This window comes from Sphingobacteriales bacterium (assembly GCA_016719635.1).
GTDB lineage: Bacteria > Bacteroidota > Bacteroidia > Chitinophagales > JADIYW01 > JADJSS01.
This window is the reverse complement of the sequence record JADJYT010000016.1, coordinates 60,653-74,261: the sequence shown is the minus strand read 5'-3', so window position 1 is coordinate 74,261 and position 13,609 is coordinate 60,653. Positions and strand designations below refer to the sequence as shown.

Annotated in this window: 11 protein-coding genes; 8 read left to right on the top strand and 3 right to left on the bottom strand. The window is 42.3% G+C overall.

From position 1 onward, the window contains the following. Positions 1-26: 26 nt before the first annotated feature. From IPM95_15095 to bshA, 7 genes are all read left to right on the top strand, one after another. Positions 27-1,448 (top strand): ABC transporter permease, encoded by a 1,422-nt coding sequence (locus IPM95_15095; protein ID MBK9330583.1) that lies wholly within the window; start codon positions 27-29, stop codon positions 1,446-1,448. 1 nt (position 1,449) lies between these two features. After that, positions 1,450-2,742 carry an ABC transporter permease subunit gene (locus IPM95_15090; GenBank protein MBK9330582.1) on the top strand — a complete coding sequence of 431 codons (1,293 nt, stop codon included), beginning with the start codon at positions 1,450-1,452 and terminating at the stop codon, positions 2,740-2,742. Between the two features lie 37 nt (positions 2,743-2,779). Then, positions 2,780-4,315 carry a hypothetical protein gene (locus IPM95_15085; protein ID MBK9330581.1) on the top strand — a complete coding sequence of 512 codons (1,536 nt, stop codon included), beginning with the start codon at positions 2,780-2,782 and terminating at the stop codon, positions 4,313-4,315. A 40-nt stretch (positions 4,316-4,355) separates the two neighbouring features. Beyond that, a complete protein-coding gene (locus tag IPM95_15080) occupies positions 4,356-5,330 on the top strand; it encodes a hypothetical protein (GenBank protein ID MBK9330580.1) in 975 nt (324 codons plus the stop codon). 105 nt (positions 5,331-5,435) lie between these two features. After that, positions 5,436-6,137, top strand: coding sequence for a phosphoribosylformylglycinamidine synthase subunit PurQ (purQ, locus tag IPM95_15075; GenBank protein ID MBK9330579.1), 702 nt, complete (start codon positions 5,436-5,438; stop codon positions 6,135-6,137). Continuing rightward, positions 6,138-8,168 carry a thioredoxin family protein gene (locus IPM95_15070; GenBank protein MBK9330578.1) on the top strand — a complete coding sequence of 677 codons (2,031 nt, stop codon included), beginning with the start codon at positions 6,138-6,140 and terminating at the stop codon, positions 8,166-8,168. A gap of 52 nt (positions 8,169-8,220) precedes the next feature. Next, positions 8,221-9,360 (top strand): N-acetyl-alpha-D-glucosaminyl L-malate synthase BshA, encoded by a 1,140-nt coding sequence (bshA, locus tag IPM95_15065; protein MBK9330577.1) that lies wholly within the window; start codon positions 8,221-8,223, stop codon positions 9,358-9,360. 75 nt (positions 9,361-9,435) lie between these two features. Here the strand turns inward: bshA and IPM95_15060 are convergent, their stop codons facing one another. From IPM95_15060 to rsfS, 3 genes are all read right to left on the bottom strand, one after another. Beyond that, complete coding sequence (locus IPM95_15060) at positions 9,436-10,287, bottom strand: ceramidase domain-containing protein (GenBank protein ID MBK9330576.1); 852 nt, start codon at positions 10,285-10,287, stop codon at positions 9,436-9,438. A 106-nt stretch (positions 10,288-10,393) separates the two neighbouring features. Then, positions 10,394-12,340 carry an ATP-dependent zinc metalloprotease FtsH gene (gene ftsH / locus IPM95_15055; protein MBK9330575.1) on the bottom strand — a complete coding sequence of 649 codons (1,947 nt, stop codon included), beginning with the start codon at positions 12,338-12,340 and terminating at the stop codon, positions 10,394-10,396. A gap of 52 nt (positions 12,341-12,392) precedes the next feature. Next, positions 12,393-12,770: a ribosome silencing factor gene (rsfS, locus tag IPM95_15050; protein MBK9330574.1), complete on the bottom strand. Its 378-nt coding sequence runs from the start codon at positions 12,768-12,770 to the stop codon at positions 12,393-12,395. A gap of 49 nt (positions 12,771-12,819) precedes the next feature. On the opposite strand from rsfS, the gene IPM95_15045 reads away from it, so the two are divergent. Then, positions 12,820-13,578 carry a biotin--[acetyl-CoA-carboxylase] ligase gene (locus tag IPM95_15045; protein ID MBK9330573.1) on the top strand — a complete coding sequence of 253 codons (759 nt, stop codon included), beginning with the start codon at positions 12,820-12,822 and terminating at the stop codon, positions 13,576-13,578. Positions 13,579-13,609: the final 31 nt, after the last annotated feature.

The following is a 13,609-nucleotide window of genomic DNA, read 5'->3' as shown; positions in this document are numbered from 1 at the left end:
AGCTAAAATCGTATTTTTGAACCTATATGTTCAAATACATCGTCAAAAGGATATTGATTTTCATCCCTACCTTGCTGGTTATTTCTTTAGTCACCTTTATGCTGAGTACCAGCGTGCCCGGCGACCCAGTGGAACAGATGCTTAACAGTAACAGTGAGATGGGAAGTTCTGCTAATGCCATTGCTTCAGAGAGAGCGTACATTGACAAACGGAAACAGTTAGGATTGGATCTGCCCATCTTTTATTTCACCCTTTCGAATGCTGCCACCCCCAACAACATGTATGAGATTCCTAAAAAGTTTCATCGTCAGAATTTAGAAAGGCTGGTGGATAAATACGGCAACTGGAGTGAGATTGACCAGTATTACAAGAATATCCGGGCATTTGAATTGAAAACGGGCGATACGCCGAGAGATTCAGCCAATGGGGATGCATTAATTATTATAAAGGACAATATTCAGAAGACTTACCTGAACTATGATGGCAATGCACTGCAAACTGCTTTCCGGAATATTGAAAAAGAAATCAGTAAGGCACCCACATTAGCGGCATTGCAGCCTTCATTTAGTACGTTGGAATCATCATATACGGATGGCGTCGTAAAAAAGGCCACACCCTATAAAAAATATATTCCGGCCCTTCACTGGTATGGCAGAGACAATCAATACCACCACTGGATTACCAAATTCTTTAAAGGGGATTTTGGTATTTCCTATCAGGATGGCCGTCCTGTAAAGAACGTGTTATGGGATGCTGTACGTTGGACGGTTATGCTGAGCATCTTATCCATTATTTTAACCTACCTCATAGCCATACCCTTAGGCATTCTCTCAGCGGCGAGAAAAGGAAGCAAAAGAGACCAGACCATTTCTACATTCTTGTTTATGTTATATTCGTTGCCCAATTTCTGGGTAGCCACTCTGTTGATCTTGTTTTTCGGAGGTGGAGACTTCCTGGGATGGTTCCCGGCATACGGGGTAGGAGAGCTCGACAGCAGTATGAGCCTGGCGGAAGTGGCAGGTACCCGCGTATACCATCTGATACTGCCTATGATTTGTTTTACCTACGGTGGCCTGGCATTCTTATACCGGCAGATGCGGGGAGCCATGATTACGACATTAAGCCAGGATTATATCCGTACGGCAAGGGCCAAGGGATTGGAAGAGAAAGAAGTCTTATGGAAGCATGGATTTAAAAATTCGTTATTACCCATCATTACCCTGTTTGCCAGCGTATTTCCACTGGCTATAAGCGGCTCGATTGTAATAGAAATTATCTTTTCCATTCCCGGAATGGGAAAACTGGCCTATGAAGCGCTGGTGGCAAGAAATTATCCGATAGTATATACGGTTGTCATGTTTTCAGCTATTCTTACATTAGTCGGATATCTGGTGGCTGACATATTGTATGCAGTGGTAGATCCAAGAATCTCGTATAATAAGAAATAACATGGGCGACTCCAACAACACAGATCAAAGGCAGGATTACTGGTCATACGTCAAACGGCAGTTCAAGAAAAACAAGCGGGCCGTTATCTCAGCGTATATTGTAGCGGTAATGGCATTGATAGCCATAACCGCGGACTTCCTGGCGAATGAAAAACCGATAGTGTGTACCTATAAGGGCCATACCTATTTCCCTATTTTCAAAGAGTATGCCGTTGATTTAGGCATTGCAAAATGGCCAAAGGATTTATTGAACATCAACTGGACAGATACAAAGTTTGATTTTGCCATACGGCCCATTGTTCCGTATTCTCCGACTACCCAGGATTTCTTCAATTCAGGCTTTGTCTCTCCGTTTGCCAAACAGAGCGTAGCTTCCACCCGGTGGCGGCACTGGCTTGGAACGGAAGGAATAGGCCGTGATATATTAGCGGGTTTGATACATGGTACCAGAATCGCCTTTACCGTAGGTATTGTTTCCATGTCTATCGCTTCATTGATCGGGATTCTTTTGGGGTCTCTTGCCGGGTTCTTCGGGGATAACCGCATTAAGATTTCGAGAGCATCCATGCTGATGGGTTTCATCTTTCTGTATTTCGCATGGTTTTATGCGTTCGGTTCCAGGAGCTATATATTAAGCGATGCAATTGGCAAATCAATCGTTTCTTTCTTAGGACAATTGCTCATCAGTATTGGAATTTTCATAGGAGCGCTTTTCGTTGGATATGCGTCAGGTTTTATATTAAAGATTATACCGTTTTTCAGAAAGAAGACCGCGATACCGGTTGATATCATTGTTCAGCGGCTGATTGAAATATTGGTGTCCATTCCGCGTTTATTCTTAATAATAGCGGTCATTGCTATTTCTAAACCTGGAATTATGCTGGTAATGGTTATCATAGGTCTTACATCCTGGACGGAGATTGCCCGTTTCATACGGGCGGAATTGTTGAGAGTGCGAAGTTTAGAATATATTGAAGCATCCGAAGCGCTCGGATACAGCAGGACCAGGATATTACTCAAACACGCCATACCGAATGCCATTTCACCGGTATTGATTACCGTCGCATTTGGTATTGCTGCAGCTATTTTGATAGAATCTTCCCTGTCTTTCTTAGGGCTGGGTGTTCCCCCGGAAATCATCACCTGGGGTAAATTGTTGTCATTGGCACGTGGAAGTGCTTCCCAGTTGTGGGTGGCTATCTTTCCCGGTGTTGCCATCTTCCTGACGGTGACGCTGTTTAATTTGATTGGTGAAGGACTAACAGATGCATTGGATCCCAGACAGAAAAAATAATGGTTGAATCCGTGAGAAAAAAAGGATGAAAATTAATATGGCATATAGCAACTGTACAAAGAACCTTTCCTCCAGAATGTTCGTCAAAGTGAACTTGTTCTGTTTCGTTGTTCTGCTATTGTTTATTTCTTTTCTTTCCAACCCTTCTTCTCTGTTTTCACAAACGATTGTAAAATCAAGTCCCGATAAAGTGGCAAGCCGTTTTTCCGATTATGAAATCATTGGTAAGAATGATTTGGGTATCCTTATTCATTTCTTTGGCAGCAACGAAAGTGAGTTGGTTGCATACGATAATCAACTGCGTATTGTCAACAGAAAGGAATTGCCATTTAAGGGAAGGGGCATTAATCTGGAAGGTTTCTTGTTATTGAAAGATAAGGTTCTGACCTTTTATACTACGAACAATGAAAATTTTCAATTCTTCAAGTTAAAGGTACTGGACAATAAGCTAACAATACCGAACGAAACCATTCTCTTGGATTCTCTCCCTTTGGTAAACGTTGGAAATTCAAAAGCTTTTTATGTAAAGGCGTCACCGGACAAATCCAAGATACTGCTATTTAATATAGTGAAGACAAAGTCTTCATTTTTTGTTCGGTTTACAGTTATGGACGATTCACTGAGAATTCTGAAAAGAAATATCTTTACGCTGACAGATGTCAGTAATGTGTCTTTAAAATCTATTAAGGTGAGCAACCAGGGTAGTGTCGTTGCAGCGATAGGTCATGAAGGAGGGTATGACAATCAGGATTACAATTTTGATAAATATACCATCTTCGCATATAATCCATCCACCAATACCATCAGTGAGCAGATGCTGATGAGTCAGGATGCGATACTTAAAAATATTATTACGGAAGTTACCAATCAAAGCGGGTTGGTCTATGTGACAGCCTGTTATAAGAGCATCAAAGACAAGAGGGATATTGGGTTACTCAACCAGACCATTGACTTGGGAGCCAATACGGTATTACTCAATTCCAAGATGCCTTTTGACGAGGAGATATTACAGCGGTCACAAAACAATGAATTCAAGACATGGCAGGATAAGGCATCTCTGGTGCGTCCGAGAAGGATCATCCCGCGCAGTGACGGTGGTGCCATTGTAGTAACGGAGGGGGAGTATAAGTTTACAAGGGTGGAACGTATGCCTATGACCAATTATGGATACTATAATACCTATCCTGCAACCACTTCCGCCAGATATATTGAACAAAACCATTATTACGACATTGGTATTTATTCTATCAATAAGGACGGTACATTGGACTGGCAATCCTCTTTACCAAAAGTACAGGTGTCAGAGAATGATGAAGGATATTATTCTTCCTTCGCATTCTTTGAATCGAATAATGTACTGAAATTCTTGTTTAATGAGGATTTTTATAATATTGGGAATTTTGTGGAATATAACATTAATCCAAATGGGCTGACCAAACGGCTGAGTGTTATGAACAGCGAGAAACAAGATTTGGTATTGGTGCCGCTGAAAGCCAAACAGCTGGACGGTCAGACCATCATCGTTCCCAGTGAGCAGAAACGTAATTTACAATTAGTACTGTTTCAATACTAACAGGCTAATGGTCATAAATAATCTTCCCTAAACCTGAAATGTGATATCTTTTTTTAAATCCCAGCAGCCTACTACTACCTTAGCCTTTCTGCTGTTTTTTCTTGTTATCAGGCTTCCCTTTCTTTTATCAGGCATTTCCCCTGCTGTTACGGAGTTGGAGTCCCTGTGGGGTGGCATTGGCATCATTCTGCCAGGGTATCCATTGCTCAATCTCATTCTTGCTCAATGCTGCCTTCTTTTGCAGGCAATATGGTTTAATTCTCTTTTCAACAAGGCAGATTACCATGAAGTCAGCAGTCTTGTGCCAGCCGTGTATTTCAGCATGATTACAGCCGCTTTCCATCAATTCAACCTATTCTCTGTCTTTACGATTATCGGTTTTATTTTATTGGCCATTCTGCATATGCTGCTTATCGTGGGGGCTAAAGAGAATAATAAGCTTGAATCTTTTAATCTGGGAGTACTGACTGGAATTGTTATCTTACTGGATGTGCATTTTATATTCATGCTGCCCTTTCTGCTGGTGATATTTTACATTTTAAGTTCTTTTCGGTTTCATCATTTTGTCTTATTGTTTTTTGGTATACTGTTTCCCGCTTATGTCGTTGTCAGTATCAGTTATTTGGCGGATATTCCGTTAAAATTTAAGATGTCAGAGTTGTTGGATTTTCATCTGTTAATACCTGATTTTGATACGAGCAGCGCGATAGCGGTCGGAATGATCTTATCCTATCTGTTGTTCTCGTTTGTCAGTTTGCGGGGTATAATGTTCTCCGCAGGCATCAGAAGAAGGAAAAATGTAAATATGCTTATTCTGTTTTTCTTAGGTGCTTTAGCGGTGGTACTGTCAAGCTACCGGCAAAATTCGGTGGTGTTCAGCTATCTGATACTTCCGGTAAGCATCTTTCTGACACTGCTCATGTTAAGAATACGTAAAAAGCGATTGGGCGAAATCCTGAATGCTATCTTTGTATTAGTGATATTTGTTACAAACATTGTAAGGATTATTAAATAATTTCGTAATCTTAAGGTATGAGATTAGAGAGGAGAGATATGAGATGCTTTAACATCCTGTCAATCTTTCTCCAATCTCGTTTCTCGAATCTAAAAAATTCTTATTATGAAATTTGGCGTTGTTGTTTTTCCGGGCTCTAACTGCGATCAGGATGTAATTCATGTGTGCAGTAAGGTGATGCAGTGCGAAACCCGCATTTTATGGCATAAAGACACTTCTTTACAGGATCTGACTGTCGAAGACTGCATCATGATTCCCGGGGGGTTTTCTTATGGAGACTATCTGCGTTGTGGAGCTATTGCCCGTTTTTCGCCCATTATGGAAAAAGTGATCCAACATGCAGGTAGCGGCGGTTACGTTTGGGGTATATGCAACGGATTTCAGGTATTGTGCGAAAGTCATCTGTTACCGGGTGCTTTGCTGATGAATGACCATCAGCGGTTTATCTGTCAAAACCAGTATCTGCTGCCGCAGACAACGGACAGCGCCATCACCCGCAGCCTGGATTTAAGCGAACCGTTGAACATCCCGATAGCACACGGTGAGGGCAGATATTATGCAGATGAAAAAACATTGCATTCCCTGAAACAAAACGATCAGATTTTGTTTAAATACTGTGATGTCTCGGGAAGTATAAATGATACTTCTAATCCAAATGGCTCCATAGAAAATATCGCCGGTATCTGTAATGCCGGCAGAAATGTATTTGGCATGATGCCGCATCCGGAGCGTTCGGCGGAAGACGTACTGGGTAATACGGATGGCAGAAAACTGTTCGAGTCATTATTGAACTTAACTATAGCCTAAATGAATCAACAAAATATAAGGTATTTCCTTTTTCTTTATTTTATCCTGTCTGCTTTCTTTTCTAAAGCGGCATTTGACCAGCATATTTCATGGAAAAGTGAGGTGGAAAAGATAAGCGGAGATGAGTTTAATATCAAGATTATCTGTTCGCTGGATGATGACTGGCATGTGTATTCTCAATTTACGGAAGCTAACGGCCCGTTGCCAACTGAATTCAGATTTGAAAAAAATGCCGCTGTCGTATTAATCGGCAAACCCAAAGAAATAGGAAAGTTGAAAAAGCAGTTCGATGAACTGTTCGGTGTGACAGTCTCTTCTTTTTCCAATACGGTTACCTTTGTTCAGAAGGTAAAAATAAAAAGTCCGAATGCCACTCTCAAAGGGGAGTTTGACGGACAGGTCTGTAAGGACGAGGAAGGCTGTATCCCTTTTGGTCCGGAGAAATTTTCAATTCCTCTGAGTGGAACCGTTTCTGCCGCCACTGCGGATACGTCCAGAAATATTCCGGAACAAACCGAACCGACAGATACGCCAACTGCTGTTACCAAAGGAATGGCTTCAGCCGTTGCGGCAACGTTTGACTGGAAATATGCGGAAAACAGCTGTAGTGTGCAGGCGCAAAGCAAAGATAAAAGTTACTGGTGGATTTTTGTCGCCGGGTTTTTGGGCGGACTGCTGGCATTACTGACACCCTGCGTTTTCCCGATGGTGCCGCTTACCGTCAGTTTCTTCACGAAAGGGGGAAAAGACAGAAAACAAGGCATACGTAAGGCACTTATTTATGGTATATCTATCATAGTGATATATCTGTTGCTGGGAATAATCATCACCGGCGTATTTGGCTCCGATGCACTGAATGCCATGTCTACCAATATGTGGTTCAATCTGCTCTTCTTTATCGTGTTTGTCATTTTCGCCTTCTCCTTTTTCGGATATTATGAAATTACGTTGCCCGCTTCCTGGGCTAATAAATCGGATGCTTTGTCCAGCAAAGGGGGCAATATCGGTATCTTTTTTATGGCATTTACACTGGCGTTGGTTTCGTTTTCGTGTACCGGCCCTATAATCGGAACACTGTTGGTGGAGGCAGCAACCGGAGGTGGTCCCACTTTGTTAAATCATATCCCTCTGAAACCATTGTTGGGTATGTTTGGGTTTTCACTGGCTTTGTCCCTGCCGTTTACCTTGTTTGCTTTGTTTCCGCAGTGGCTGCACTCATTGCCTAAGTCGGGCGGGTGGCTGAATACTGTAAAAGTCGTGCTGGGATTTCTGGAATTGGCATTGGCGTTCAAATTTTTATCGGTGGTGGATTTAACGCAAAACTGGGGATTCTTCCGCATTGAATTATTCCTCGGGGCATGGATATTGATTTTTACACTGTTGGCATTATTTTCATTTGGACTCATCCGTTTCCCGCATGATAACCCCAAGGAGAAATTAGGCAAGGGAAGACTTGCCGTTGGCGTTGCTTCAGTTGTTTTTGTTGGTTATCTGCTAACTGGATACTCTTATAAACCTTTGAAATTATTAAGCGGCCTGGCTCCTCCGTCATCGTATAATTTTAAGAAAGAGAATAAGGAGGAGTTGTTGCATTTTACCGATTACAATGAAGGACTCGCTTATGCAAAAACACATGACCTGCCCATATTGCTCGATTTCACCGGTTTTGGATGTGTCAATTGCAGAAAGATAGAGGAAAATGTCTGGAGTGATGCATCCATACAAAGCCTGATGAAAAAATATGTCGTAATTTCATTGTATGTCGATGACAGAAAACCTTTGCCAGAGTCGGAATGGTTTGCCTCGGATGCTACCGGAAAACAAAAAGAAATAAAAACGGTTGGTGGAAAGTGGAGTGACTTTCAGGCCAGGCATTTCAAAACCAACGCACAGCCTCAGTATGTGCTGATCAATACGAAAGAACAGCTTCTCAACCAGCCGGTAGATTACAGTTTTTCTGCCGACAAAAATAATTATGCCGCTTTCCTGCAGTGCGGACTTTCCATGCAGGAACAATTAAGACAGGATTGACCTCGAGGGTTGCCTGAAACTTATTACCTTTATAGGCGTTAAAAGAATAGCTATGAATATTGGTATTGTCTGTTATCCCACTTTCGGGGGCAGTGGTGTGGTGGCCACGGAGTTAGGAAAAGGGTTGGCACAGAAGGGACACAATGTCCACTTCATCACCTACAAAGAGCCTGCCCGTCTGCTGGATACATTCAATGAAAATATTTTCTTCCACGAGGTGCGTCTCAACGATTATCCCCTGTTCGATTATGCTCCTTACGAGACGGCGCTGGCAAGCAAGCTGGTGGATGTGGCCATCAATGCAAAACTCGATATCTTTCATGTGCATTATGCCATTCCGCATGCCTCTGCTGCCTATATGGCACGTCTGATCTTGTTGCAGAAAGGATTGGATATTCCGGTCATCACCACTTTGCACGGTACGGATATCACGCTCGTTGGCAAAGATCCTACGTATGAACCGGTGGTCACCTATTCCATCAATCAGTCCTGTGGTGTGACGGCGGTTTCTGAGAGCTTAAGGAAAGATACATTCGCCCATTTCGATATCAAAAATGAGATTGAGGTGATACCCAATTTTATAGACTTTTCCAGATTTAAAAAAACAAACAAAGACCATTTTAAAAAGGCGATTGCACCCAACGGGGAAAAAATATTGGTACATACATCCAATTTCAGAAAGGTAAAACGGGTGGAAGATGTCATCCATGTCTTTTGCAAAGTATCTTCTCAGATTCCTTCCAAGCTGCTCATGATAGGAGATGGTCCGGAACGCCAGGCGACAGAAATTTTAGCGCGTAGTCTGTGCACCTCTATGGATGTCCGGTTTTTGGGTAAGCAGGAAGCGGTGGAGGAACTGTTGGCGGTAGCGGATGTGTTCCTGATGCCTTCTGAAAGCGAGAGTTTCGGATTGGCAGCATTGGAAGCGATGGCCTGTGAGGTTCCCGTAGTATCTTCCAATGCCGGGGGCATCCCGGAAGTAAATATTGAAGGAGTGACCGGCTTCTTGCTAAACGTAGGAGATGTGGAAGGGATGGCGCTAAAATCGATGGAACTGCTGAAAGATGATGCAAAGTTGGCTCAGTTTAAAAAGAATGCTTTTGCACAGGCACAAAAGTTTGACATCAGGAATATCTTACCCCTTTACGAAGATTTTTATCAGAAAATAAGAGAAAAAGGAGATTGTAAGTAGTTAATAGACCGAGAGGAACACGTCATTTCGATCCGCCAGCCGGCGGAGAGAAATTCCGCAAATGTTACAGCCATTTTAATTCGTTTCGAGATTCCTCATTTTATTCGGAATGACGGTGCTCAATTCGCTTCTGTAAAACCAATACAATAAAAATCCGCTCATACCGGTGAAGATATGCCATAGCGAGTGCCCCTGATAAATGGATGTTGGGTCACATCCAATTTTTTGTACATCCAGCGTTCGTAATATGATTGCACCCCCCATCAGCAAAAAACTCAACAAGGCCATAGTAAGAGGATAAGCGTTTTTGTTCTTGCTGACATTAATGATGGTAGTGGTTATGACAGAAATAATTAGTAAGGGCAGCAGGATAATACTTGGAATAATTAAATGAACCTGCACAAAAATCACAATAATAAGAATGATTGCTGCAATATAAATCCCTTTAAGTTTTTCGGATATAAAATGCCGGTGGAATAACCTGTACAGGCTGATTGCCAGTAAGGTAATGCATAGGCTGTAGGTGGCATTCATATCCACCCGCTGGCCCACCCAGGTCAGCGATGCATGAAAGAAGGCGCTGCCAAAACATAAATAAACCAGACAGCACCCAAAAAGAGAAGATAGAATCGGAAATTGTTGCAGCGGGTTTGCAGTATCCGCTTGTTTGTGTTTTCTGTCCAATAGTGCTGTCTGCAGGACAATACAACCCAAAAAGAAATAAACCAGATTGGAATAGGTATTCATCGACTGATGAAAAAGATCTTGTGTCCGGTTGAGCTCACAGTATTCTACTGTTAATGCCGATTTGCTGATTTGCATACCATCCCATATACTGCCGTCAAACGTTGTGTTTAATAGTAAGAAAATGAACAAAAGACAGGTGGTGGCAATGAGTGATACGAGGTATATTCTGGTAATGGGCATACGCTAAAATATAGAATCTGCCTCTATATTTTTAGGAATGTAAAGTTAAATCAATAAAAAACTCCCGCTAAGTAGCAGGAGCCGTTGTTATCTTACTGGATATCGATTAATCTATGGTCACGGCAACAGGAACCGTCTCTTCATCGAAGGTGCGTTTACCAATCAGTTCGTCCAGGTCTGCTTTAAACAGGATTTCTTTTTCTAATAACGCCTTTGCAATCTTGTTCAGCTGTTCGCGTTTCTCTGTCAACAGACCCAGCGTGCGCTGATACGCGGTGTCGATTAATTTTCTGACTTCTTCGTCAATCACCTTTGCCGTGTCGTCCGAATAAGGCTTGGTAAACATATTCTCATTTTGCGGGTCGTAAAAAGATACGTTACCCACTTTGTCATTCATTCCGTATACGGTCACCATGGCATAAGCCAGTTGTGTGATGCGCTGCAGGTCATTTTGGGCGCCGGTAGATATTTTGTTAAATACGATTTCTTCCGCCGCACGGCCACCCAATGTCATGCAGATTTCATCCAGCAACTGTTCCGTTCGGTATAGATATTGCTCTTTCGGCAGGTATTGTGCATAGCCCAGCGCTGCAATCCCGCGAGGGATAATGGTAACCTTCAATAACGGATGGGCATGTTCCAGATACCAGCCGCAGATGGCGTGTCCCGCTTCGTGATAGGCAATGATTTCCTTTTCGTGCGGAGAGATGATCTTATTCTTTTTCTCCAGACCGCCGATGCTTCTGTCAATCGCTTCATTGAAGTCATCCACTTCCACCTGTGTTTTTTCCTTACGGGCGGCCACCAGTGCTGCCTCATTACATACGTTGGCAATCTCAGCACCGGCAAATCCGGGTGTTAAGGATGCTAATTTCTCAGGGGTGACATCCGGACCTAGTTTGGTCAGTTTCTTTAAATGAACTTTGAATATTTGTTCCCGTCCTTTCTGGTCAGGTTTGTCAATCGAGATTTGTCTGTCAAATCGTCCGGGACGCAGCAAGGCAGAGTCCAGTACATCCGGACGGTTGGTGGCCGCCAGCATGATGATGCCTTTGTCGCCGCTGAACCCGTCCATTTCTACCAAAAGCTGGTTGAGTGTGCTTTCGCGTTCGTCATTACTTTGCATCATATTCTTGCCGCGCGCACGACCCACGGCATCAATCTCGTCAATGAAGATGATACAAGGTGCTTTTTCACGGGCCTGTTTAAATAAATCTCTTACACGGGAAGCACCGACACCGACAAACATTTCCACGAAGTCAGAACCTGATATGGAAAAGAAAGGCACTTGTGCCTCGCCTGCCATCGCTTTCGCTAACAAGGTCTTACCGGTTCCCGGAGGGCCGACCAGCAATACGCCTTTCGGAATCTTGGCACCCAATGCAGTATATTTCTTGGGATTCTTTAAAAAATCCACGACTTCTTTCACTTCTTCCTTGGCTTCATCCAATCCTGCCACATCGTCAAATGTGATATTGACTTTCATGTCCTTATCGTAAAGATTCGCCTTCGATTTTCCGATATTAAAGATCTGGCCGCCTGCCCCGCCCATGCCGCCGGTTGCCCGGCGCATCAGGAACATCCATACGGCTATCAGCAGAATGATGGGCAATAACCAGCCGATGATATCAAAAATTCCTTTTCGATATTCAGTAGTATAAGGGATTATCAAATTGTCTGGAACCCCTTTTTGTATGTCAACCAATTGTTGTTTGAAAACTTCTACTGAAACAATATCAAATGAATAGTGAGGACCCTTGTTCGGTGTTCCTATCTTTGTTTGGCGCAGAGGAGCATATTGTTTCTTTGCCTTAAGGGAATCTTCCTTGATGAAAATTTCCACCTGTTCCTTATTGACGATGGTGATTTTTGCAACATCACCCGAGGGAATCATCTTCCGGAAGAAATCATCTTCCGTGGTTTGTTTGATCTGAAAGTTTAAGGACAGAAACTGTGTGGCTAATAATCCAATAATCAATATGGCAAACAGCCAATAGCTGTTGAATCCTCCTTTTTTCTTCTTCGGCTCCTCGTTTTCGGGTAAAAAATCCATGTATTTGTGTTAATTGGTAAGTAATAGGTTGTATAAAATGCGTATGTTGTTGTTAGTCTTTATAATGTTGTATTACGGCGTCGCTCCACAGGTCTTCCAGCTGATAAAATTCGCGTTTCTCCCGTTGAAAGATATGAACCACTACATCACCAAAATCCAATAAGCACCATTCACCGTTAGAACGTCCTTCAATATGAAAAGGCTTGATATTGGCTTGGTTGCGAACCTCTTCTTCGAGATGGTCTGTAATGGCGCGTGTTTGTGTGGTAGATTCGCCATGACAAATTACAAAATAATCTGCAATTGCTTCCGGAATTTTTCTTAAATCCAAACTTACTATATCCTTTCCTTTCTTGTCCTGAATGATTGATACGATCAGTTCATTCAGATTATCCGTGGATGCGTTTTTTGTTCTTTTCTTTGCTTTAATTTTTTCCAAATGCTTTATTATTTATAATTTCACTCAAATCTACTAAATTTTGGAAATTAAAGTAAATAACACTTTTTTCACGGGAAAGTTCCTTATACACCTTCCTTCAATAGATTCTACGAACAATTACGCTAAGGAGTACATAGCAAAAAGCAGTCCAATTGACGGAACTGTCATTTTAGCAGATGAACAATATGCGGGCAGGGGGCAAACCGGCAACGTATGGCTGTCCGAACCTAACAAAAACTTAACGTTTAGCCTCATCTATCACACTTCGTTTCTGTTTGCAACAGAACAATTTTACCTGAATATGGCCGTTTCGCTGGGAATTTGGTCAACGGTGAGTAATCAACTGTCGACGGTAAAGATTAAATGGCCAAATGACATTTACGTTAATCACCAAAAGATAGCAGGTATATTAATAGAAAACACCATTTCCGGAATGCATCTGAAATATTCTGTAATTGGAATAGGGCTGAATGTAAATCAGGATACCTTTCCGATGGAAGTGCCTGTCACCAGTTTGAAATGTTTAACAGGTCAGGAGCTGGACAGACAATCTGTTTTGAATAAACTCTTAAATGCGGTAGAGGGATATTTTTTACTGCTTAAAGAGCGGAAATTTGAACGGCTGAAGACGGAATATGTAGAAAATCTGTATCGGTATAATGTATTTGCCAGCTTCAAAAAAGACGATGTGATCTTTGAAGGAAAAATCATTGGCGTAGATGAAGCCGGAAGGCTGCTTGTTGAAACAGCTGCCGGTATTCAAAAATATGGATTTAAAGAAATCAGTTTTGAGAAGTAAATAAATGAACCGCTGCAAAGAGCGGTTTATT

Bases quoted from the DNA above. Each gene is read 5' to 3' on its own strand.
- IPM95_15070 (MBK9330578.1), top strand. From the start codon at position 6,138: ATGAATCAACAAAATATAAGGTATTTCCTTTTTCTTTATTTTATCCTG.
- purQ (MBK9330579.1), top strand. From the start codon at position 5,436: ATGAAATTTGGCGTTGTTGTTTTTCCGGGCTCTAACTGCGATCAGGAT.
- IPM95_15095 (MBK9330583.1), top strand. From the start codon at position 27: ATGTTCAAATACATCGTCAAAAGGATATTGATTTTCATCCCTACCTTG.
- ftsH (MBK9330575.1), bottom strand. From the start codon at position 12,340: ATGGATTTTTTACCCGAAAACGAGGAGCCGAAGAAGAAAAAAGGAGGA.
- IPM95_15090 (MBK9330582.1), top strand. From the start codon at position 1,450: ATGGGCGACTCCAACAACACAGATCAAAGGCAGGATTACTGGTCATAC.
- bshA (MBK9330577.1), top strand. From the start codon at position 8,221: ATGAATATTGGTATTGTCTGTTATCCCACTTTCGGGGGCAGTGGTGTG.
- IPM95_15060 (MBK9330576.1), bottom strand. From the start codon at position 10,287: ATGCCCATTACCAGAATATACCTCGTATCACTCATTGCCACCACCTGT.
- IPM95_15085 (MBK9330581.1), top strand. From the start codon at position 2,780: ATGGCATATAGCAACTGTACAAAGAACCTTTCCTCCAGAATGTTCGTC.